Genomic DNA, 20875 nt, shown 5'->3' on the forward strand with positions numbered 1-20875 from the left:
CGGTATCTTTCACGCTATCGGAAAGAGGCGTAGCCTGATCATTATCATGGGGGATCGGCACGATGCGGTCCCGCGTACGAAAGTTCGCCCATGTTCTCGAGCGCCTTGGCCTTGCCATGGCGGGAGCCGCGAGCGGCCTGTTCGTGGCGGCCCTTGTCGGGTCAGGCATCTCTGCCTTTACGTCGCAGGGATTTCTTCTGCTCATGATGATCTGCGGCGCAATCGGCTTCTATCTCGGCATCGACACGCCGCCACTGCCATTCCAGCCGCCGAGCGATCAATCCTCGCGCGGGAATATCGATGCGGCGGAATTCATGAGTGCGGTCGGGACGTTTCTTGCGGCACTGGTCGCCTTCGTCTCGGTGGTCCTCATCGTGCTTCGCATCGAGCCGCATGTCGCCTGGACGGTTGCGATCATGATCGGATGGGTGTTCGGCGTCGCCATGCAGATTGTCGCCGGCACGATCGCGCGTATGCGCTAGGTCGAAGCTGCCGACGGGGCTCGGATGCATTAATTGTATATAATATCAATGACTTAATTTCTGAAGCGGCGGCTGCCTGTCGATCGGGCATGTGCGCTTTCGGTCCTTGCGAAGATATTTCTTGAGCGACGCTCATTTTCGCGCTATAAAATGAGCGTTGCTCAAATTCATCCGGAGGCCGCTCACATGGAAACACTTGTCCTGCAACTGACCCGGCAACTGACCACGACCTTCTTCGTGGATGTCCTCAAGTCCGTCCTGGAATTTGGCAGGTCGATCGCCCGCGTCATCACCGCGCCGATCAATCGTATTGCCAACGCCTGCGACGTTGCCGGCGTGCTCGAACGCCGCCGGTTTGCAGCACAGATCCGGCGTCGTGCGCGGCAAATGCAGCGTCCCCGCGGGCGCTGGCCGTTCGGTTCGCTCAGCGAGCTCACCTGAGACGGCCGAACGGTCCAATTCGCCTCGATTGCGGAGCCGGTTCCTAACCAAGAAATCACCATGCTCCGCATTGTCGCCGGCCAACATGGCCGCACCACAACCAGGCACAAGGTCTCGTACATCTTTGCCGTGCATGGTCAGCCGATGCCGCGACTTGCGACGTCGAACCGCGAGGCAATCAAGAACACTAATAGCAACGGCATCACTGCTTAACTTTCGCTTTTCCTGACCCCGATAACCCCAAAACGAATTTTACAAGGCCAAGGACTTTCGGCCGAACTGCCCAGGAACCGGTTATGATCAAACAGTTGATGTCGTCCCGCCGTTTCGCGCCATTGTTCTGGGCGCAGTTCTTCTCGGCCCTTAATGACAACGTCCTGAAGAACGCGCTGGTCATCATTCTGCTCTACGGCGCGACCGCCGGCGAGAATGCGTCGCTGGTAACACTTGCCGGCGCCGTTTTCATCTTTCCCTTCTTCGTATTGTCGGCGCTCGGCGGTGAGCTCGCGGACAAGTATGTGAAATCGGTCGTCGCCCGGCGGCTGAAATTCCTCGAGATCTTTGCTGCCTGCTTTGCGGCGGCCGGCTTCTTCCTGCATTCGGTGCCGCTTCTGTTCGCCGCGCTGGCGCTGTTCGGCACGGTCGCAGCGCTGTTCGGCCCGGTGAAATACGCGATCCTGCCCGACCAGCTCTCGGTTGGCGAGCTCGCCACCGGCAACGCGCTGGTCGAAGGTGCAACTTTCCTGGCAATCCTGATCGGCACCATCGCCGGCGGCCTGTTCGTCGCGGGCGCGAGCCACATGGGCTGGATCTCGCTTGCCGTGGTCGGCCTGTCCGTCCTGTCCTGGGCGTTCGCCGCGCGCATTCCCGCCACCACGCCGTCCGCACCCGAACTCGCCATCACCGCCAATCCGTGGACGTCCACGGTGCGGCTGCTCAAGTCGCTCTATGCCGAGCCACGTCTGTGGGACGGCATGGTGATCGTGTCCTGGTTCTGGCTCGCCGGCGCGGTCGTGCTGTCGCTGCTGCCCGCGCTGATCAAGGAAGGCGTTGGAGGCACCGAAGGCGTCGTCACTTTGTGCCTTGCGACCTTTGCGATCGGCATCGCGACCGGCTCGTTGATTGCGGCACAGCTCAGCCACGTCAGGCCCAATCTCGCGCTGGTGCCGATCGGCGCCATCATCATGGGCGTCGTTGGTCTCGATCTCGCCGCGGTGATCGGCGCGACCGTGCCGGGCAACGGCGTGACCGCGGCAGCGTTCGCGACCTCGTTTGGCGGGCTGCATATGCTGGTCGGCTTCTTCCTGTTCGCCATCGGCGGCGGCCTGTTCGTGGTGCCGGCGTTCGCCGCGGTGCAGGCCTGGACCGCGCCATCGGAGCGCGCCCGGATCATCGCGGCCGGCAACATCCTGCAGGCCGGCTTCATGGTGGTGGGCTCGCTGTTCGTCGCGCTGCTGCAATATGCCGGGCTTTCGATCGCCTGGATCTTCTTCGGCCTTGCCGTCGCGAGCTTCGGTTCGGTGTGGTTCGTGCTCAAGAAGTGGGGCAAGGAGGGTGTGCGCGACTTCGGCGCCTTGCTGTTCCGTGCGCTGTTCCGCGTCGAGGTTCGCGGCATTGAGAATCTGCCGCCCGCGGGCACGCGCATGCTGATCGCGCCCAACCATGTCAGTCTGGTCGACGGCCCGCTGCTGCACGCGACGCTGCCGATCGACGCCAGCTTTGCCGTCGATACCGGAATTGCGAAGGCGTGGTGGGCCAAGCCGTTCCTGAAAATGGTCCGCCACATCACCGTCGATCCGACCAAGCCGCTCGGCGCGCGTGACCTGATCAAGCTGGTCGCCTCCGCTGAACCTGTCGTGATCTTCCCCGAAGGCCGGCTGACCGTGCATGGCTCGCTGATGAAGGTCTATGACGGCACCGCGATGATCGCCGACAAGGCCGATGCCGTGATCGTTCCTGTCAGGATCGAGGGCGCGCAGCGCTCGCATCTGAGTTATCTCAAGAACGGCGAGATCAAGCGCTCCTGGTTCCCGAAGGTGACGATCACGATTCTGCCGCCGGTTACATTGTCGATCGACCAGTCGTTGAAAGGCAAGGCCCGCCGCAATGCCGCCGGCGCTGCGCTGCAGGACGTCATGATAGAAGCGATGGTGAAGAATGCTATGCTCGATCACACCCTGTTCGAGGCGCTTGCCCATGCCCATCGTGACCGCGACACCGGCAAGGTGGTCGTTGAGGACGCGCTGGGCACGAAACTCACCTATCGCAAGCTCATCCTTGGTGCACAGGTGCTGAGCCGCAAGCTCGAGCAGGGCACTGCCATCGGCGAGAACATTGGCGTGCTGCTGCCAAACTCGGCCGGCGTCGCCGTCGTCTTCATGGCGCTGCAAACCATCGGCCGCGTCCCGGCGATGCTCAACTTCTCCGCTGGCCCCGTGAATGTGCTCTCGGCGATGAAGGCGTCGCAGATCAGGACCGTGCTCACCTCCCGCGCCTTCATCGAGAAGGGTAAGCTCGACAAGCTGATCGCGGCGATCGCTCCTGAAGCGCGCATCGTCTATCTCGAAGACATCCGCGCGACCGTCAACGCGCTCGACAAGATCCTTGGCCTCTTGGCCGGCACCGCGCCGCGTGTCGCGCGCAGGGCGGATGATCCCGCCGTGATCCTGTTCACCTCGGGCTCGGAGGGGACGCCGAAGGGCGTCGTGCTCTCCCATCGCAATATCCTGGCCAACGCGGCGCAGGCGCTGGCGCGGGTCGATGCCAATGGCAACGACAAGGTGTTCAACGTGCTGCCGGTGTTCCATTCGTTCGGACTTACGGGTGGCATGATGATGCCATTGCTCGCAGGGATTCCGATCTTCATGTATCCGTCGCCGCTGCATTACCGCATCGTGCCGGAACTGATCTACCAGACCGGCGCCACCATCCTGTTCGGCACCGATACGTTCCTCACCGGCTATGCCCGCTCGGCGCATGCTTACGACTTCCGCACGCTGCGGCTGGTGCTGGCGGGCGCGGAGGCGGTGAAGGACCGCACGCGGCAGGTCTATATGGAGCGCTACGGCATCCGCATCCTCGAAGGCTATGGCGTCACCGAGACCGCACCGGTGCTCGCCATGAACACGCCGATGGCGAACCGCCCCGGCACCGTCGGCCGGCTGTCGCCCCTGATGGAATACCGTCTCGATCCGGTCCCCGGCATCGAGGAGGGCGGCCGGCTCTCGGTGCGCGGGCCGAACGTGATGCTCGGGTACTTGCGCGCGGAAAATCCGGGCGTGCTGGAGAAGCTCGTCGATGGCTGGCACGACACCGGCGACATCGTCACCATCGACGCCGCGGGCTTCATCGCCATCAAGGGCCGCGCCAAGCGGTTTGCGAAGATCGCGGGCGAAATGGTGTCGCTGTCGGCGGTGGAAGCGATGGGGTCCGCGTTGTGGCCGCAGGCGATCTCGGTCGCGGTCTCCATTCCCGATGCGCGCAAGGGCGAACGCATCGTGCTCCTGACCACGCAGCGCGATGCCGAGCGATCTGCGATGCAGCGACAGGCCAAGGCGACAGGCGCCTCCGAGCTTGCCGTGCCGGCCGATATCCGCGTCGTCGACAAGGTGCCGCTGCTCGGCTCCGGCAAGACCGACTATGTCGCGGCGATCGCGTTCGCCAAGGAACTCGCTGCCGCGGCGCCGCCGCCAGCAGAGCCGATGGCCGACGTGGCGTAACATCGCTGCGAGTTCCGTAGCCCGGATCGAGCGCAGCGAAATCCGGGCCGCTCGATCCGACGGGATGAATCCCGGATTGCGCTGCGCTCCATCCGGGCTACGATTCGACCAAACAACAATGATGCCGGCCAACAAAACGCCGGCCGGAACTCCGGAGGAACTCGATGCCTCTCCCGCTTGATCCCGTGATCGAGAAGATCATCCCGCTGCTGCCGCTGCGCGATCCAAAGGCCATGACGCCGCAGAGTGCGCGGCAGCAACTGCGCGATCTCGCTGCCGCGCGCGCGGCGATCCCGCCGCCGCTGGTCGAGCATGTGAAGGATATCAACGTGGCCGGCGGCGCAGGTCCGCGGCCGGCGCGGGTCTATCGCAACGGCAGCGGGATTGCACCAACGGTCGTGTTCTTCCACGGCGGCGGCTGGGTCGCGGGCGACCTCGAGACCCATGACCGGCAGGCGCGCAACCTTGCCATCGAAACCCGCGCGGTGGTGGTTTCCGTCGACTATCGCCGCCCGCCGGAGACGCGTTTCCCCGGCGCGTTCGAGGATGCCTTTGCCGCGGCGCGCGACGTGGTCGGCCGCATCAAGGAATTCGGCGGCGACGTAGCTCGCGTGGGCGTTGCCGGCGACAGCGCCGGCGGTAATCTCGCAGCCGCCAGCGCGCTCGCCTGCCGCGATGCCGGGATCAGGCTCGCCGGCCAACTGCTGGTCTATCCCGTCACCGACGTCGTCGGCAATTTTGCAGACGCCGCGGAGAATGCGCGGTTTCCGTCGCGGGCCGAGAATGCGGAAGGATACTTCCTGTCGCGCGCGGTGATGGAGTGGTTCTGCGGGCATTATCTCGAAGAGCGCGCACACGGCGCGGATTGGCGGGTCTCGCCGCTGCGGGCGAAGGAGTTGAAGGGCGTCGCACCCGCCGTTGTCACCACCGCCTGGTTCGATCCGCTGCGCGATGAGGGCGTCGCTTACGCCAACGCGCTGCGCGAGGCTGATGTGCCGATTACGCACCATGACGGGCAGGGCCTGATCCACGGCTATTTCGGCCTCGTCGACGCCTCCGAGGCCGCGCGAGCCGAGGCGCAGCGCGCGCGGGTGGATTTCAAGGCGCTGCTCGACAAGGGCGCGTAGAGCATGATCCGGAAAAGTGGAGACCGGTTTTCCCTCGCGACAAACGCGAAGCGTTTGCGCGGAGATCATGCTCAAACAAAAAGATAGAGCGGGATGACGATTCGAAGAAAAGTCGTCGCGCTCTAGCATCAGCCGACGGCGCGTACGCCTTTCGCGAATGGGCTCAAGCCCAGCCATTGCTGCATCGAGCGGGCGATCGCCTTGTCGCCGGTGAGCTCGATGCCGCCGTTTGCCACCTCGCGCTCGAGCGTCGAGATCCCCATCCACACCGCGGTCATCGTGCGCAACGGGCACGTCACATAGAGATCGACCTCGTAGCCGGGATCGGTCAGGCAGAGGTCGACGATGGCGCCGTCGATCACGAGCCACCAGGATCTGCGGTCGCCCGACAGCTCCGGATAGATGAACTCGATGGTGCAACGGCGCGGCGGCAACGGCTCGGGGCGCAGATTCCGCCGCATGTCCCACATCAATAGCGACGGATCGAGATTCTTCAGCGACAGCGAGGACTCGACCCAGCGCTGGGCCCAGAAGCCGAGCGACATGATCACCTCGCGCAAATCCTCGCCGGCCTGCGTCGGCCGATAGTTCATCACGCCCGGTTGGCCCGATGGCATCACACTGATCAGCCCGGCCACCTCCAGTTCCTTCAGCCGCTTCGACAGCAGCGAGGGCGACATCCGCGGCACGCCGCGGCGGAGGTCATTGAAGCGCGTGGTGCCGCACAGGAGCTCGCGCAGCACCAGCACGGTCCAGCGGTTGCAGACGATCTCGGCTGCCATCGCGACCGGGCAAAACTGCCCATAGCTTCCGCGCTCGGTCCTGTCAGGCAATCGGCCTCTCCTGAAATGCGGTAGTACAGATATGCTAGCGCGGACCCGGCGCCAGGCCGGAAGACGCGGCGGAAAATGTAAGCAATTCAGACGTGCTCTCGCCCCTCTCGGCGGTCACGGCGTCGCAGTACAGTTCCTGAACTGGAGCGCCCTTTGCGGCGGAATTAGGCTCTCCCACGGTGGATATTCTCAACGATGGAGAGTGTCATGAGCAGCAACGCAGCACACAGTCTCGATGCGTCAAAATCGCGCAGCGCGGTCGAGATCGCAGAGGAGCTTGGCCCGGTCTTCGCGCGGCGCGCCGAGCAGCAGACGGATGAGGACAGGTTCGTCGCCGAGGATTTCGCCGACTGAAGGCCGCAGGCCTGGTTGAGGCCGGCGTGCCGGCCGAGCTTGGCGGCGGCGGCGCCGATGTCGACGAGCTTGCCGAGATGCTGCGCACGCTGGCCCATTACAGCGGCTCGACTGCGCTCGCCTTCTCCATGCACACCCACCAGGTCGCGATTCCCGCCTGGCGCTGGAAGGTGCAGAAGGCGGCCCCCGTCGAGCCGCTGCTCCGGCGCATCGCCAATGAGCGCATCATCCTGTTGTCGAGCGGCGGCTCGGACTGGATCGGCGGCTCCGGCCGCGCCGAGAAGGTCGACGGCGGCTATCGCATCACCGCGCGCAAGGTGTTCTCGTCGGGCTCGCCCGCCGGCGACCTCTTGATGACGACCGCGGTGCTGGAAAGCGAAGGCGAGCCGGCAACGGTGCTGCATTTTGGCGTGCCCATGAACTCGCCGCATGTGAAGGTGCTCGACAATTGGCGCACGCTCGGCATGCGCGGCACCGGCTCCAACGATGTTGTGATCGACGGCCACATCGTGCCGGAGGCCGCGGTCGCGGCGAGACGCAAGGCCGGCGAATGGCATCCGCTGTTCCAGATCATCGCGACCACCGCGTTCCCGCTGATCTACTCGGTCTATCTCGGCGTTGCCGAGAGCGCCCGCGACATCGCGATCGCAACCGCGAAGCGCAAGACGCCGGACCAGCATGCGATCCGGCTCGCCGGCCGTATGGATACCGAGCTCGCGGCGGCGCGGCTCGCGCGTGAATGGATGCTGGCTGCCGTGCGTCTCAACGCGCCGTCGGCTGCGACCGTCAACCAGGTGATGATGGGCCGTCAGCTCGTCGCGCGGCATGCGATCGCGGCGGTCGAATATGCGATGGAGCTCGCCGGCGGCGCCGGCTTCTATCGCGCCACGGGGCTGGAGCGGCGCTTCCGCGACATCCAGGCAGCGCGCTACCATCCGCTGCAATCGGGCCCGCAGGCGCAATATGCGGGATCGATGGCGCTCGGTCTGCCGGTCGACCGGGTGTATTGAGCACCGCGTTGATGACGACAACTCGCGGTCGCGCCGCGTTCGTTGTCGCGAGGCAGGCAATCCGTCACGCCGCCGCCGGCGTCGAATGGATTGCCGCCGCACTCGCGCAACACATGATGACGACGGCCCATGCCGGCGCGACGTTTTCGCTTCTGATGTCAAAGAGCCGAGGGGACGCGCGCCGTCGTCCTCGCGGCGGAAGACGTCCGAGGCTTGCGGCCGTTTCACCCTCTTGAGGAACGAATCGTAGGGTGGGCAAAGCGAAGCGTGCCCACCGCCACGAGCCGAGTACGGAGGGTGGGCACGCTGCGCTTTGCCCACCCTACGCTTCTGATTTGCCCGCTGGGCAGTCACACTCCGCTGTCGTTCCCGCGAAAGCGGGGACCCATAACCACAGGTGATTGTTGTGGCGCGAGCAAGCGATTGCGGCGGAGCAGACTACAAACGCTTGTGGTTAGGGGGCCAGGGTCCCGGCTACGCCAAGGCTTCGCCGCGGCGCGCAAGCCCGGGACGGCGGGAGAGGGCTCGGTCGGCTGCGTCGACCGTGGCTGCCTCCCGGTTTTGATCCTGATCGAGCTCAGCAGCATCGCGGCGACGATCATCACCAGGATTCCACCAAGGCTGAGCGCAATCTGCATCGCAAGCCCATCCGAGATGTCGAGCAGCGCCACGTGGCTGGCGAACGCCAGCAGAACGCCGAGGCAATAGATTGGAAGCGAGTTCGCGCCACAGCGTATCGCGCCGCGCATCACGGGCGTCGCCAGCCCTCGCCAATTGTGAGGCACAAACCATGCAGCCAAAACCGCAAGAGCAAGAAAATGCAGCAGTCGCAATGGACTGAGATTCGATTTGTCTACTGGGAAAAGCAGATTCGTCAGGGTCTGCGGGAGCAGCGGTTCCAGCGGCTTGATGCTCGAGCTCAATGCGATGATCAGGCTGAAAACCAGATAGAGAACGGCCAGGATCAGCGCCGCGCGCGAGGTCACCCACGGCCGGAATCTGTTTCCCTCGATGACCCACCAGGCGCCAAGCACAAGCAGAAGCTGCCAGGCAAGGGGATTGAAGAACCAGACGTTGTGCGGCCAGGCGGGCACGGTCCAGCCGAAGACGTGCACGAGCCCATAAAGCAACACCGAGGCGCCAAGCGTCACGTTCGGTACGCGCAACAGCAGCCACAGAAGCGGCGCGAACAGGACGTGATAAATCACGAAAACCGGCAAGATGTCGGTGTTGACGGGACGGTATTGCAGGATCGCAGCGTGCGCGAGCGCCGTGCCCGGATGCTCCAACAGGATGCGCGTATTGGTCGCGTCGGCAAGATGGTCGCTGCCTGCAAGGTAAACCATGATGACGCAAGCGAGCGTGAGCAGCAAAGATGCAGCATATATGTCCCATCCTCGCCGCAGCGAACGGCTGAGCACGCCGCTCCAGCCCTCGCGCTGACGCGCCCTGCCGTAGGCCAGCGCGCAGGTCACGCCCGACACGAACATGAATACTTCCGCGGCATCGCTGAAGCCGTAGTGGCGCAGTGTTAGCCAACTTCCGATGTTGTCGGGGACATGGTCAAGAAAAATGCACCATAGTGCGATGCCGCGGCAGGCATCGATCCGCAGGTCGCGGCCGAACCCCTCGAGTTCCGGCGGCGACTCGTCAGCCAATCGCTTCGAGATGTGAGTTCGATCATGCATCTGGTACTCTGTCCAGCGTGCGAGCGCGCTCTCGGTCGGACACAGGTCGACGAGACAGCCGATGCGGTTACGAGGCCCGGCTATCGGATGGCTTGGGCTTCTTTCGTGGCGGGGCGGTCGTCCCCACCGCTAACCCGATCACCAGGGCCGGCAGGATCGCCGGCGTCGCAATTCGCTTCCCGGATTTCGTCGTTCGCAACCGGGATCAGAAGCTGCTGTCGCATTTCGGCGAGGCGGGCGCGGCAATATTCGCGGTAAAGCAGGTCTAATATGATGGACATGATCGAATCCTCGCTTGATCATCACCGTCGACATCCCACGCATTTCCCCCGCGGCCGAAAATGACCTGTGCCGGGGGAGTTGGTTTCCGACGAGATCTGATGACGATTTTCGTGCCGCCAAAGTACGAAACGAAATCGGTATCAGCGGACATCCAAGTGCTGCAGATCGATCTGCACCGCGGATCGTTGAGTTCGATCAATCGCGAACAACGTGGTAAAGCTGAACCAGCGCTTGCAGGCGCCGGCGATTTCTAAAAATCGGCGTGATGGCGGCAACGAGAAATAGAGTTGTCACGGCTATCTCTCCTTAAAGGAGATTTTTGACGTCGATTTTCGCAATAATATTATGGGTCTAATTTTCTGGCCGCCAAGTGAGCCAATTCACATCAGCATCGATCACGGGTGAGTGAGACTAGCAGGCGGACGCTGTGGTTTCTTGGACTGCTGCGCACCGCATAAACGAAGGTTGGTGCGCGAATTGCAAACTACACATGCCGGCATCATTGTTGGAGCACTTTATCCGAATGTTTTATCAACGCTGGGAGAGTGGCCATGTCTACCGGCGCAACCGATTTCGTATCGTATCGATTCTCGACGCGCCAGCTCCCGGAGCGGATTCGCATCCCGATGTGGCGCGAGAATTTTGGTCGAACCATAGTCCACGCCGATATCGAGCCTTCATCGGAGGTGCCGTTTCAGGCCGAAGCGACATTACACGCCCTTCAGGGGTTGCGCATGCTCTCCTTGAAGGGTTCAGCAATGCGCTTCAAGCGGTCGCAAACGAACATTGTTGATGGTGATGACTCGATCGGCCTCATCGTCAGTCTGCCCGGCAGGAGTCAGCTATCGCAGCGCGGCCAGGAGTTCGAGCTCCGCGGCGGCGATGCAACGGCGATTCTGCATTCGGAGCCCGTCGCTGTCACCTATCTGGAAGGATTGCAATTTGGTCTGGCCTTGCCGCGCGATGCGCTTGCGTCGCGCGTGACCGAGGTCGACGACCTCACCATGCGGCCGATTTGTCGCCGAACCGAAGCGCTCCGACTTCTCATGACTTATGTGAAGTTGGCATTGAAGGAGGACGCTCTAGCTGCCCCTAAGCTACGTGATGCGATCGTTAGTCACATCCACGATCTCGCGGCGCTCGCAATCAGCGAGCACGCTCCCTTGGGCGAGAGCAACGCGAGCGCAGTCATGGCTGCGCGCCACAGCGCCGCCCTCGACCATATCGCGGCGCACTTTCAGGACCCGGAGCTCACCCTGGAGGTGGTAGCCGATAGGCAGGGCATCTCTCCTCGTTATCTGCAGCGCCTGATGGCGTCATCCGGAACGTCGTTCACGGGGCGCGTGAATGAGTTACGGCTCCAAAAGGCGTTTATGCTGCTGTTCCAGCCCCAGGACAACGCGCGGCGAATTTCCGACATCGCGCTGGAAGTCGGCTTCTCGGATATTTCGCATTTCAACCGGCTATTCCGCGCCCGCTTCGGCGATTCGCCACGCCGCGTGCGCAGCGCCGGAGGGGGTAATGGTGCGTGACACGTGACCCCGATCCGCGGGTGCCGCGAGCAGTGCGGCGCTGGCGTCGCGCAACACTTGCATCTGTCGTAGGGTGGGCAAAGCGCAGCGTGCCCGCCGCCACGAGCGGAGTGTCGATGGTGGGCACGCTTACGCTTTGCCCACCCTACGCGGCTGCGCTCACTCAATCATTGCCGATGGTTTCGCCGAACAGCTCCCAGGTTTCGCCATTGAAGCGCTGCAGGCGCATGGCTTCGATCGGGAAGTAATCGGTCGGTGATGTCCTAAGCTTGATGCCGGGCAGCAACATCGGCAGCGTCACGTCGAGATTGGCGGCCTGCTTCATGATGTTCTCGTGCGTCAGCTCGTCGCCGCACTGCTTGAGCACCTGCACCGTTGCTTCCGCCACGACATAGCCGTAGACGATGAGCTGGTCCTGCATGTTGCCGTCAGGAAAATAGGTCTTCATGAACGCAAGCCATTCCTGGACGTCCTTGTCGTCCTTCCACTGTGGATCGTTCGGATCCTTCAGCGAGTAGGACGAGATGATCCCTTTCGCATGGTCGAAGCCGGCGGGCTTCAGCACCGAGGAGACCGAGGTCGAGGTCGCGGCCAGGAAGAACATGTCCGGCTTCCAGCCGATCTCGCCGACCTTGCGGATCGCCTGCGCCGCCTGTTTCGGGATCGCATGCATGAATAGCACGTCCGCGCCGGATGATTTCAGCTTCACGATCTGGCTGTCGATGGTCGGATCGGTGGATTCATAGGTCGCTTCCGCCACGATCATCTTGGCGTGCTCCGGCCCCAGCCCCTTCTTGAAGCCGTTGCCGTAATCCTTGCCGGCGTCGTCGTTCTGGTAAAACAGCGCGATCTTCGCGTCCGGCTTGTTCTTCAGCACGTATTTTGCGTAGACCGCGGTCTCGGCCTGGTAGGAAGGCTGGAAGCCGATCGAATAGGGGAAGTGCTCGTGGTCGCCCCACAGCGTCGCGCCGGCGCCGACGAAGAGTTGCGGCACCTTCTTGTCGTTGAGATATTTGCGTACGCTCAATCCGGTCGGCGTGCCCAGCGGGTTGAGGATCGCGGCCACTTCCTCCTGCTCGACCAGCTTGCGGGTCTGCTCCACGGTCTTCGGCGGGCTGTAGGCATCGTCGAGGCTGATCAGGTTGATCTTGCGTCCGTTAAGGCCGCCCTTGTCGTTGATCATCTTGAAATAGGCGAGCTGGGTCTTCGCGATGACGCTGTAGGCCGAGGCCGGCCCGCTATAGGGCGAGGTCTGGCCGAGCCGGATCTCGGTGTCGGTCACCCCCGGACCATATTTCTTCTCCGCCGCCGCGGCCGCCGATGTCACGAGCGCCGCAATCGCGACGAGCGCCTGCCATTTCATTGTCTCTCTCCCTTGCTGTTGTTCTGCTTGTTGTCGGATCGAGCCCGCCGCACGCGCGGCGTGTCGATACGATGAGCAAACCAGCGGGCGGAGATCGTGACAAGCGCGCGGGCAGGGAGGTTGCGTCGCGGCGGATGCATGCGATTACCGGCGCATGCCGCGGGAAGGAATTACGCTTGCGCCCGTCATTCCGGGGCGCGCGAAGCGCGAGCCCGGAATCCATTTCGCCGTCTACGCCTGCGGCCCGATGGATTCCGGGCTCGTCCTTCGGACGCCCCGGAATGACAAGCGCGGTTTGCGGGTCGAGCCGGAGACGACGGCGCTACACCTCACGCCGCTTCCGGCGGGGCCTGCTCGGTCGGCGCTTCCGGCATTGGGAAGGTCTTGTACTGCTTCGGCAGGTTGATCGGCCGATAGTCCTTCACCGCGTCCATGCGCTTGATCACGGATTCGTGGATCACGGCATCATCAGGGATCAGCCGCGGCTCGGCGTCGGGGATGTAGAAGCCGAAATGCGATTTGCGCTCCGGCCATTCCTTGTAGGTGGCCTTCTTCGGCAGGTATTCCATCATGCGCCAGCCCCAGGTCATCGGGTCGTGCATCTCGCCCGCGACGTCGGGCTTGACGTAAGTGAACGGGCTGCCCCTGCGCTGCACGCCCCAGGCGAGCTGCTTCACCATCTGCATGTTCACCGTGAGCCCGGACTTCGTGGCCTCCTCTAACATCCAGAGCAGCGGATATTTCGACAGCGCGCTTTGCGCTTCCGGATAGCCGCCGCCGATGTCGCCATGCGCGCCGGCGAACCACACCTGCAAAATGTCCTGAGCTTCGGCCTTCTCATCGGGGATGAAGCGGTTGCTGAAGAAGAGCTGCGGCTCGTCATACTTCTTCAGGCGGAACATGCAGCGCCGCTCGTCGATCGAGATCGCCTGGCGGAAGATCCTGATGCTCGGATTGTGCAGCGTGAAGGCGAGCTCTTCCAGGCTCGGCCAATAGAGCCGGTCCGGCCTCGGCACGAAGACGCTCGCGACCGTATCCCAAACGCCGACGAAGCGGATGGTCGGCCAGCGCACCGAGAGGATGCGCGCGAATTGCGCCGCATTGTCGTAGCGGTCCTTAGGCAGCGGTCCGAACTCGTCGCTCGCCGGCCGTTGCAGCCTGGCATCCGTGCCCGCTTTGCCGTCATCGGAGAACTGCTTGTAGGCGGTGAGCCCGCTGCCGGCGAGGTTGACCTGTTCCGGCGAGATCAGCCCGACCTTGTGGATCAGCCTGGCCAGCACGCGCACGGTGTAAGCGCCGCGCGAGAAGCCGAACAGGTAGACCGCATCGCCATCCTGGTAATGGTGCACCAGGAATTCATAGGCGGCGAGCACGTTGTCATCGAGCCCATAGCCGGTGGTGAGCCCCAGGATCGCATTGAAATCCTGCTTCAGCTTCCGCCACGGATCCGGCCGCGCCAGCGTCCCGACCCCGGGATCGTAATAGACGAACTGCCGCGGCGACGTCTTCTCCGTCTTGCGCAGACAGCGATACAGCTTCAGGACGTTGGAAATGTTCTCGTTGATCTCGTTCCCGGTCCCATCGCAGCAAATCACGATGTTTCGCATGGCGGTGATGTTCCCCGTGCTACCGGTGCGAGTATCGAATTCGCTTTAGCCGGAAAAGAGAGTTTCAGGCTCAAAATCTAAGTGGAACGTTCAAGGTGATTCCGGTGCTGGTGCGCGAGCGCCATTCGCCGATCCCGAGTGGTACTTGACCATTTGACCACTTTGTCTGCCTTCGATCTCGGTTGGTGCTCATTTAGATAGCTTTGCATCAGCGATCGAAGCGACGATTGATGCGAGGCTCTTTGGACGAAGACCAGAAAATCAGGACGGCGGTCTATTTGGCCGAGAACGCGCAGCAACAGAATACCCTCGACAATGACCGGCTGTTTCAGAACTGCTCTAGCATCGAGGGTCTCGGCTAGGTCCTCAAGCCGATACTGTAGAGGTTCGCTATCACGTATTATGTACAAGTCTAGATGAACGGCAGGCATCTCAAGCTGCCAACTAAGCCATGCCGCCAGTGAGGTTTTTCCAGCGCCATCCAACCCATCGATGCCTATTAGCAGCGGACGACGCTCATTCGGAAATCCCAACGCTTTTCTAATCAGAGCTCGCGAGTCCTTGTATGGCTTTGGGGCAGCAAACCATGGTGCCAGGGTCTCATCCTGTAGGTCACTCTGCATTGATCTGCGATCGCCCGTTAGCTGTCTTAGTCGAGCGAAAACTACTTCGAACGGAGTGGATTGGAAATTTCCTGCAGAAGATTGGGAAGTCTGGATTATCCTTTATATGCCCGTGCCGGAATTGATCTGCATGGCAACGGATGCAAAGCAATCTTATATTGGACGGGTGACTGACGGCATCACCTTCTCAGAACCGATGGAGTTGCTCCACGCGCTCACCTCGGGCGAATGGCTGCCAATGCCGTTGCCGCAAGGGCCGATCGGCGCTGCGCTCTATTCAAACCGCATCATCTTTGGCCGCGAAGCCCTCGAGATTCGACGGGCCGGCGGATCGCGCTTCGCTGGCATGTTCGGGCTGAAGGAATATCCGGCGTCTACTCGGCCTGGGCTGCTGAACACGCTGCTTTCGGCGACGTTTGAACTCATCGTCACGCAATCATTCGCGTTTTTGGCGAAAGCTGACGCCAAGACGGTTCTGACGCGCAAGCAGAACCAACTGGTCTCGGCCCAGGATCCGGCGGCCTCGCAGATCGACGAGCTCTCTGACGCGCTCGACGATCTCGAATCCAATCGGTTCGTGCTTGGAGACCATCACCTGTCCCTCCTGGTCTACGCCGATACGCCGTCGCAGCTGCAGGAGCACATGAGCGTGGCACGGCGCGCACTGGCCGATGCGGGTGCGGTGGTCGCCCGGGAAGATCTTGGACTTGAAGCAGCCTATTGGGCGCAGCTTCCCGGGCTATTCAAATACCGGGCACGCACTGGTGCGGTCAACTCGCGGAATTTCGCGGCGTTCTCTCCGTTCCACACCTATCCCACCGGACAACCTGCCGGCAACCATTGGGGACCGGCGGTGGCGATGCTCAAGACCGCGTCCGGCTCGCCTTTCTATTTCTCCTTTCATCATGGCGACCTCGGCAACACCTTCATCTGTGGCCCGTCAGGGTCCGGCAAGACTGTCGTACAGAACTTTCTGCTGTCGCAGGCGGAGCGGTTAGGTGCGTCCTTTGTTTTCTTTGACAAGGACCGGGGCGCTGAGATTTTCGTGCGCGCTGCCGGTGGCACCTATCTGACGCTCCACAATGGCGCCCCGACGGGGTGCGCGCCGCTGAAGGCGTTGGAGCTGACGCCAGCAAATCTTCCCTTCCTGGGCGCACTTGTCCGGAAACTCGTCACGCCGGACGACCGCCCGCTGACGGTGATCGAGGAGGAGCGCATCGACTCGGGATTGCGAGCGCTCGGTCAACTGCGCCAGTCGGAGCGATCGTTCGGGACATTGCGGGCGTTTCTCGGCCAGCAAGATCGTGAGGGCATCGGCGCGCGGCTCGAGCGATGGTGCCGAGGCGCTCCTTTCGGCTGGGTGCTCGACGGTGATCACGACGCCATCGGTCTGGATGCCCGGTTCATTGGTTTCGATATGACCGATCTCTTGGATCATCCCACCGTTCGCACGCCGCTGATGATGTACCTGTTCCATCGGGTGGAGCGACTGATCGACGGCCGGCGCCTGATCATCGACATCGACGAGTTCTGGAAGGCGCTTGGAGATGAGGCGTTTCGCGATCTTGCCAACAACAAGCTGAAAACCATCCGCAAGCAGAACGGCGTCATGGTGTTCGGGACGCAGTCGCCACGCGACGCGCTGGCCTCGCCGATCGCGCACACCATCGTCGAACAATGCCCGACCCAGATTTTCCTGCCGAACGCACGGGGAACACGCTCGGACTATGTAGACGGCTTCCACCTCACCGACACGGAATTCCGTCTGATCAGGGACGAGCTCGCTCCCGAGAGCCGCCGCTTTCTGATCAAGCAGGGCCATAACTCGGTGGTGGCGGAACTCGACCTCGGCGGTTTCGACGACGCGCTCGCCGTTTTGTCGGGACGCACGGAAACCGTCGAGCTGCTCGACAGCATTCGCAAGCAGGTCGGCGACGACCCCGCGCAATGGCTGCCGGTATTTCACGCAGAACGGAGGAAAGCCCAATGATGGTTCGACGTATGTCGGTGGTTCTCGCCCCCCTGTCAGTCATGACCCTCCTGATAGCCTCGCCTGCAGGGGCTGAGATCGTATTCGATCCCAGCGTGTATGCGCGGCAGTTTGAGCAACTAACGGAATTGAAGAAGCAGGTCGACACTCTGACGTCGCAGCTCAAGGTCGCGCAGGATCAATTGAGCCAGGCCAAGCAGCTCTATGACAGCTTTAACAAGCGGACCAACGCCAACGACATCGGCACGCTCTTAAACACGCCGCAATTCCGGAAGGTTCTGCCCCAGCAAATCTCTGACATCGAACGTCTCGTTGCGGGGCAGGGTGGGGGCAACTTCGCGGACGCCATCAATCATTACCTTTCGCAGAATCGCGCGTATGCCGGCAACAGCGGCAATTCGTACTACCAGAGCGAGCTCGACCGGATCGCCCGGCAGACCGGGGCGAAACACTCCATGGGCCAGGCGATCTACGACACCGCCTCGCAGCGCATCGATGCACTTGAGGAGCTCAGGGCTCGCATCAGCTCGGCGACCGACGCGAAGGAGATCCTCGATCTCTCAGCGCGGCTGCAGGCCGAACAGGCGCTGCTGCAGAACGACGTACTCCGAATGCAGGGTCTGGCAATGATCCAGCAGGCTCGCATAGACATGGATGGTCAGCGGGAGCGGGAGAGACGGCGACAACTGGTCGATCAAATGAAGGCGGCCCTGCAATGAAGACGAGGCTTGCCATTGTTCTCGTCACCGTCGCCACGGCTTTTACGGGCTGCAACGACGCCAACAAGGGTCAAGAAGCCAAAACCGTCGGCTGGTTCCTGGATCATCGGGATGAGTTCGCGATAGATCTCAAGTCGTGCCGCGACAATCCGGGCGAGCGCAGGAACACTCCCGACTGCATCAACGCCAATGAAGCCCGCAAGAAGGCCTTCGTCAAAGAGATGAAGCACGCCCTGAAGTAAGGACCGCCACGATGGCTGTAAACGTCTTCGACAGTTTCTTGAAGGAGTTCGAGCAACCGATCACGGCATTCGTGTCGACGTCAGTATCGAATCTCGCCACCTACATCGATGGACCACTTCGCACCGCCGTGACGCTCTATGTCATTCTCTACGGTTTCGCGGTCATGCGCGGCGCGATCTCTGAGCCGATCATGGAATTTGCCTGGCGGGCGATGCGGATCGTGGTCGTGGTGCTGCTGGCGACAAATTCCAGCGCGTTTCAGCAATACGTCACCAGTTTGTTCTTTGACTCGCTGCCGAAAGAAATTGGCAATGCGTTGGCGGGCTCAGGACTGAATACCAGTTCCGGAGCTCCCTTCGATCAACTTCTCTCCAAAGGGATCGACGTCGCCAATAAGATCTACGATCAAGCAGGAATAACCGACGTGGCGCCGGCACTGATTGCGGGCATTCTTCTCGTTTTTGTGGCAGTTGGTTCTTTCTTGCAATTTGCTATCCTCCTCTATGCCAAAGTTGGTTTAGGCGTTGTGATCGCACTCGGCCCGATCTTCATTGCGCTGGGACTATTTGAGGCAACGCGCCCCTTTACAGAAGCCTGGCTTAGGCAACTGGCGAACTTCGTGATCCTGCTGGTGCTGGTGGTCGCCCTGGTCGGACTGATGCTGAGCACCGTCAGCGGCTTCATCGACAGGTTTGGGGCCAACGCAGGAACGGCGGGCGAGATGGTCGTGGCCGCAGTCGCCATCAGCGCGGTGCTGGGTCTGTCAGGATACATCGCGCTTCAATTGCCGGTCATCGCGGGCGGTCTGGCCGGCGGCGGGGCGTCGCTGGCGAGCCGACTGGTCACGAGTCCAATGATTGCCAATGCCACGGCCGCGGCCGGAGGCGCCTATGCCGGCGCCCGCTGGTCGGCCGGCCGCGGCCTCGCTGCCCTCAGAGCCAACCGTCAGGGCGGCAGCATGCAGCGCGCTCAATCGCGTGGCACGACGGCGGCCTAAGCAATGGTCGCCGGAATCAGGCGACAAATAAAACAGGGGCATCAGAACGATGTGGCGTCGACTATTCATCATTTGCGTCATCGCATGGCAGCTTGGCGGCTGCGCGAACTGGTCAAAGGGGCCGCCGTCATGTGATGGCCTGGCTCGACGGCCGCTTAACCGTTCATTGTGGGATTGGGAGTCCGGCGCGCCATCAGCGACACCCGAGCCGCCTGCTTCGCCATCCGCACCCATCATCCGGAAGGGAGAAAGCAATTCGACCGCGCCTTCGGCCCCTCTCGCCGCGTCCGGCCGCTGGGCCGACATAGCGGCATCCTACCGCGCCTGCGGCAAGGAGGCGTAAGATGGTCCGGCATGATGACCTGAAAAGCTACTTCGAGAATGCGCGGCGATGGGAACAGGACCTATTGCTCTCGGCCCATCGCTCGCGGCGAACAGCGTGGGTGGTTGCCGCTGGCGCCTGCGCCTTGGCGGTGGCCTCGGTCGGTGCGGTCGCAGCACTTGCGCCTCTAAAGACGGTCGAGCCGTTCGTCATCCGGGTCGATAATGCCACCGGCATTGTCGACACCGTCTCGGCCCTCAATTCGACGCCGGCACGCTACGACGAAGCCGTCACCAAGTATTTCCTTGGACGGTACGTTCGCGCGCGCGAAGGCTACAGTTATCCAGAAGCGGAAACTAATTTCCGGACTATTTCGCTGCTTTCGGGCCAAGGCGAACAGGTCCGCTTCGCGGCCTGGTATCGCGGCTCTAATCCCGAGAGCCCACAGGTCACTCAAGGCCGCTTTGGCGTCGCCACAGTCCGGATCAAAGCGATCTCTCTCCTAGCCGACAATGTGGCGTCTGTGCGGTTCATGAAAGAGACTCGCAAGGGCGAGGAAACCCACATCACTCACTGGGTCTCGACCCTGACGTTCACTTACGCCAACGCACCGATGTCGTCCGCCGACCGTCTAATCAATCCGCTCGGCTTCCTGGTGTCGGAATATCGCGCGGATCCGGAGGTCGTGCCATGAAACGTTTCGCGCTTCTGATCACTTTCGCTCTCGGATTTGCGGCACCCGTGCTGGCGCTGCAGCAGCCGGTGCCAGGTCAACACGACGCGCGCGTGCGCACTGTGACCTATGACCCGGCCAACGTGGTCCGCCTCAACGGCGTCATTCGCGCCTCGACCCAGATCGTGTTTGCCGATGACGAGGAAATCGTCCATGTCGCCATCGGCGACGCGATCGCATGGGAAGTTGCCCCCGCAGGTTCGATCCTGTTCCTCAAACCCCGCGAGAAACATCCGCCGACCAATCTGCAGGTCGTCACCACCCGCCCCGACGGGCGCAAGCGCTCCTATCAATTTGAGCTGTCGATTGCCGAGACTACGCTGGCCGACAGCTACTTCGTCGTCCGCTTTGCCTATCCCGGCGACGAGATCGAGCGCCGGCGCATCGAGGCGACAGCCCGAGGCGCCGAGCGGGAAGGCGCGCTCATCGAGCAGACGTTTGACCTGCATCACGCCTATGGGGCCCGCAACTGGCGCTTTTCGGCGCAAGGCTCGAGCGACCTCGAACCCGAAGCTGTCTTCGATGACGGCAAGGAGACCACGTTCCGCTTCGCGGGCAATCGCGAGATCCCGGCGATCTACCTGATCAACTCGGATGGCTCTGAAAGTCTGGTGCCCAAGGACGTCCGCGGCGAGCTGGTGGTGGTCCACGCCACGGCCCGCGAGTTTCGGCTGCGCAAGGGTGACATCGTGCTCTGCATCTTCAACGAAGCGTTCGACGCTGTCGGCGTCAATCCCGGCACCAACACCACAAGCCCCTCGGTCGAGCGGCGGCCGAAGAGGCCATCTCCAACCCTTAAGGCACAATAGG

General features: G+C 62.3%; 20 protein-coding genes. 15 read left to right on the top strand and 5 right to left on the bottom strand.

Translation table 11 applies throughout. The features are described from left to right. Window positions 1-62: 62 nt before the first annotated feature. The 5 genes from CWO89_RS05900 (at window position 63) to CWO89_RS05915 (ending at window position 5769) form a co-directional block, all read left to right on the top strand. A complete protein-coding gene (locus tag CWO89_RS05900) occupies window positions 63-482 on the top strand; it encodes a hypothetical protein (protein ID WP_130577700.1) in 420 nt (139 codons plus the stop codon). Between the two features lie 186 nt (window positions 483-668). Beyond that, the gene (locus tag CWO89_RS05905) at window positions 669-923 is read left to right on the top strand and encodes a hypothetical protein (protein ID WP_130577701.1); all 255 of its coding nucleotides are present in this window, start codon (window positions 669-671) and stop codon (window positions 921-923) included. Between the two features lie 60 nt (window positions 924-983). Next, window positions 984-1136: a hypothetical protein gene (locus CWO89_RS45725; protein ID WP_165421019.1), complete on the top strand. Its 153-nt coding sequence runs from the start codon at window positions 984-986 to the stop codon at window positions 1134-1136. Between the two features lie 83 nt (window positions 1137-1219). Then, window positions 1220-4642, top strand: a complete 3423-nt coding sequence (locus tag CWO89_RS05910; protein ID WP_130577702.1) for an acyl-[ACP]--phospholipid O-acyltransferase — start codon at window positions 1220-1222, stop codon at window positions 4640-4642. A gap of 164 nt (window positions 4643-4806) precedes the next feature. After that, a complete protein-coding gene (locus CWO89_RS05915; protein ID WP_130577703.1) occupies window positions 4807-5769 on the top strand; it encodes an alpha/beta hydrolase in 963 nt (320 codons plus the stop codon). A gap of 128 nt (window positions 5770-5897) precedes the next feature. Here the strand turns inward: CWO89_RS05915 and CWO89_RS05920 are convergent, their stop codons facing one another. Beyond that, window positions 5898-6551, bottom strand: a complete 654-nt coding sequence (locus CWO89_RS05920) for a winged helix-turn-helix transcriptional regulator (protein ID WP_130577721.1) — start codon at window positions 6549-6551, stop codon at window positions 5898-5900. 258 nt (window positions 6552-6809) lie between these two features. Here CWO89_RS05920 and CWO89_RS47620 point away from each other — a divergent pair, with 258 nt between their 5' ends. Next, the gene (locus CWO89_RS47620) at window positions 6810-6956 is read left to right on the top strand and encodes a hypothetical protein (protein ID WP_245475761.1); all 147 of its coding nucleotides are present in this window, start codon (window positions 6810-6812) and stop codon (window positions 6954-6956) included. 26 nt (window positions 6957-6982) lie between these two features. Beyond that, the gene (locus tag CWO89_RS05925; RefSeq protein WP_245475762.1) at window positions 6983-7966 is read left to right on the top strand and encodes an acyl-CoA dehydrogenase family protein; all 984 of its coding nucleotides are present in this window, start codon (window positions 6983-6985) and stop codon (window positions 7964-7966) included. Between the two features lie 350 nt (window positions 7967-8316). On the opposite strand, the gene CWO89_RS05930 is transcribed toward CWO89_RS05925, so the two are convergent. After that, the gene (locus tag CWO89_RS05930; RefSeq protein WP_130577704.1) at window positions 8317-9654 is read right to left on the bottom strand and encodes an OpgC domain-containing protein; all 1338 of its coding nucleotides are present in this window, start codon (window positions 9652-9654) and stop codon (window positions 8317-8319) included. An 80-nt stretch (window positions 9655-9734) separates the two neighbouring features. Beyond that, window positions 9735-9935: a hypothetical protein gene (locus CWO89_RS05935; protein ID WP_130577705.1), complete on the bottom strand. Its 201-nt coding sequence runs from the start codon at window positions 9933-9935 to the stop codon at window positions 9735-9737. 99 nt (window positions 9936-10034) lie between these two features. Between CWO89_RS05935 and CWO89_RS45730 the strand changes: the two genes are divergently transcribed. After that, window positions 10035-10190 carry a hypothetical protein gene (locus CWO89_RS45730; RefSeq protein WP_165421020.1) on the top strand — a complete coding sequence of 52 codons (156 nt, stop codon included), beginning with the start codon at window positions 10035-10037 and terminating at the stop codon, window positions 10188-10190. 297 nt (window positions 10191-10487) lie between these two features. Further along, the gene (locus CWO89_RS05940) at window positions 10488-11468 is read left to right on the top strand and encodes a helix-turn-helix domain-containing protein (RefSeq protein ID WP_130577706.1); all 981 of its coding nucleotides are present in this window, start codon (window positions 10488-10490) and stop codon (window positions 11466-11468) included. Between the two features lie 163 nt (window positions 11469-11631). Here the strand turns inward: CWO89_RS05940 and CWO89_RS05945 are convergent, their stop codons facing one another. Next, window positions 11632-12831, bottom strand: a complete 1200-nt coding sequence (locus CWO89_RS05945) for an ABC transporter substrate-binding protein (RefSeq protein ID WP_130577707.1) — start codon at window positions 12829-12831, stop codon at window positions 11632-11634. Between the two features lie 329 nt (window positions 12832-13160). Next, entirely contained in the window at window positions 13161-14438 is a 1278-nt protein-coding gene (locus tag CWO89_RS05950; RefSeq protein WP_130577708.1) for a T6SS phospholipase effector Tle1-like catalytic domain-containing protein, read from the bottom strand. A gap of 492 nt (window positions 14439-14930) precedes the next feature. Between CWO89_RS05950 and CWO89_RS05955 the strand changes: the two genes are divergently transcribed. From CWO89_RS05955 to virB9, 6 genes are all read left to right on the top strand, one after another. Then, window positions 14931-17051 carry a VirB4 family type IV secretion/conjugal transfer ATPase gene (locus tag CWO89_RS05955; RefSeq protein WP_245475763.1) on the top strand — a complete coding sequence of 707 codons (2121 nt, stop codon included), beginning with the start codon at window positions 14931-14933 and terminating at the stop codon, window positions 17049-17051. Continuing rightward, window positions 17048-17770 carry a P-type DNA transfer protein VirB5 gene (virB5, locus tag CWO89_RS05960; RefSeq protein ID WP_130577709.1) on the top strand — a complete coding sequence of 241 codons (723 nt, stop codon included), beginning with the start codon at window positions 17048-17050 and terminating at the stop codon, window positions 17768-17770. Before CWO89_RS05955 ends, virB5 begins: the two co-directional genes overlap by 4 nt. Next, window positions 17767-18012: an EexN family lipoprotein gene (locus CWO89_RS05965; RefSeq protein WP_130577710.1), complete on the top strand. Its 246-nt coding sequence runs from the start codon at window positions 17767-17769 to the stop codon at window positions 18010-18012. The genes virB5 and CWO89_RS05965 overlap by 4 nt, the downstream gene beginning before the upstream one ends. 11 nt (window positions 18013-18023) lie before the next feature. Then, entirely contained in the window at window positions 18024-19010 is a 987-nt protein-coding gene (locus tag CWO89_RS05970; RefSeq protein WP_130577711.1) for a TrbL/VirB6 family protein, read from the top strand. Between the two features lie 344 nt (window positions 19011-19354). Beyond that, the gene (locus CWO89_RS05980) at window positions 19355-20026 is read left to right on the top strand and encodes a VirB8 family type IV secretion system protein (RefSeq protein ID WP_130577713.1); all 672 of its coding nucleotides are present in this window, start codon (window positions 19355-19357) and stop codon (window positions 20024-20026) included. Next, entirely contained in the window at window positions 20023-20874 is an 852-nt protein-coding gene (virB9, locus tag CWO89_RS05985) for a P-type conjugative transfer protein VirB9 (protein WP_130577714.1), read from the top strand. The genes CWO89_RS05980 and virB9 overlap by 4 nt, the downstream gene beginning before the upstream one ends. The last annotated feature ends 1 nt before the right edge of the window (window position 20875 follow it).

The organism is Bradyrhizobium sp. Leo170 (assembly GCF_004296405.1).
Taxonomy (GTDB): domain Bacteria; phylum Pseudomonadota; class Alphaproteobacteria; order Rhizobiales; family Xanthobacteraceae; genus Bradyrhizobium.

Excerpts from the sequence above, each read along its gene's own strand:
- CWO89_RS05900 (WP_130577700.1), top strand. The coding sequence starts at position 63 with ATGCGGTCCCGCGTACGAAAGTTCGCCCATGTTCTCGAGCGCCTTGGC.
- CWO89_RS05945 (WP_130577707.1), bottom strand. The coding sequence starts at position 12,831 with ATGAAATGGCAGGCGCTCGTCGCGATTGCGGCGCTCGTGACATCGGCG.
- CWO89_RS05920 (WP_130577721.1), bottom strand. The coding sequence starts at position 6,551 with ATGGCAGCCGAGATCGTCTGCAACCGCTGGACCGTGCTGGTGCTGCGC.
- CWO89_RS45725 (WP_165421019.1), top strand. The coding sequence starts at position 984 with ATGCTCCGCATTGTCGCCGGCCAACATGGCCGCACCACAACCAGGCAC.
- CWO89_RS05905 (WP_130577701.1), top strand. The coding sequence starts at position 669 with ATGGAAACACTTGTCCTGCAACTGACCCGGCAACTGACCACGACCTTC.
- CWO89_RS05930 (WP_130577704.1), bottom strand. The coding sequence starts at position 9,654 with ATGCATGATCGAACTCACATCTCGAAGCGATTGGCTGACGAGTCGCCG.
- virB5 (WP_130577709.1), top strand. The coding sequence starts at position 17,048 with ATGATGGTTCGACGTATGTCGGTGGTTCTCGCCCCCCTGTCAGTCATG.
- CWO89_RS05935 (WP_130577705.1), bottom strand. The coding sequence starts at position 9,935 with ATGTCCATCATATTAGACCTGCTTTACCGCGAATATTGCCGCGCCCGC.
- CWO89_RS45730 (WP_165421020.1), top strand. The coding sequence starts at position 10,035 with ATGACGATTTTCGTGCCGCCAAAGTACGAAACGAAATCGGTATCAGCG.
- CWO89_RS05955 (WP_245475763.1), top strand. The coding sequence starts at position 14,931 with ATGCCTATTAGCAGCGGACGACGCTCATTCGGAAATCCCAACGCTTTT.
- virB9 (WP_130577714.1), top strand. The coding sequence starts at position 20,023 with ATGAAACGTTTCGCGCTTCTGATCACTTTCGCTCTCGGATTTGCGGCA.
- CWO89_RS05980 (WP_130577713.1), top strand. The coding sequence starts at position 19,355 with ATGGTCCGGCATGATGACCTGAAAAGCTACTTCGAGAATGCGCGGCGA.
- CWO89_RS05965 (WP_130577710.1), top strand. The coding sequence starts at position 17,767 with ATGAAGACGAGGCTTGCCATTGTTCTCGTCACCGTCGCCACGGCTTTT.
- CWO89_RS05950 (WP_130577708.1), bottom strand. The coding sequence starts at position 14,438 with ATGCGAAACATCGTGATTTGCTGCGATGGGACCGGGAACGAGATCAAC.
- CWO89_RS05910 (WP_130577702.1), top strand. The coding sequence starts at position 1,220 with ATGATCAAACAGTTGATGTCGTCCCGCCGTTTCGCGCCATTGTTCTGG.
- CWO89_RS47620 (WP_245475761.1), top strand. The coding sequence starts at position 6,810 with ATGAGCAGCAACGCAGCACACAGTCTCGATGCGTCAAAATCGCGCAGC.
- CWO89_RS05970 (WP_130577711.1), top strand. The coding sequence starts at position 18,024 with ATGGCTGTAAACGTCTTCGACAGTTTCTTGAAGGAGTTCGAGCAACCG.
- CWO89_RS05915 (WP_130577703.1), top strand. The coding sequence starts at position 4,807 with ATGCCTCTCCCGCTTGATCCCGTGATCGAGAAGATCATCCCGCTGCTG.
- CWO89_RS05940 (WP_130577706.1), top strand. The coding sequence starts at position 10,488 with ATGTCTACCGGCGCAACCGATTTCGTATCGTATCGATTCTCGACGCGC.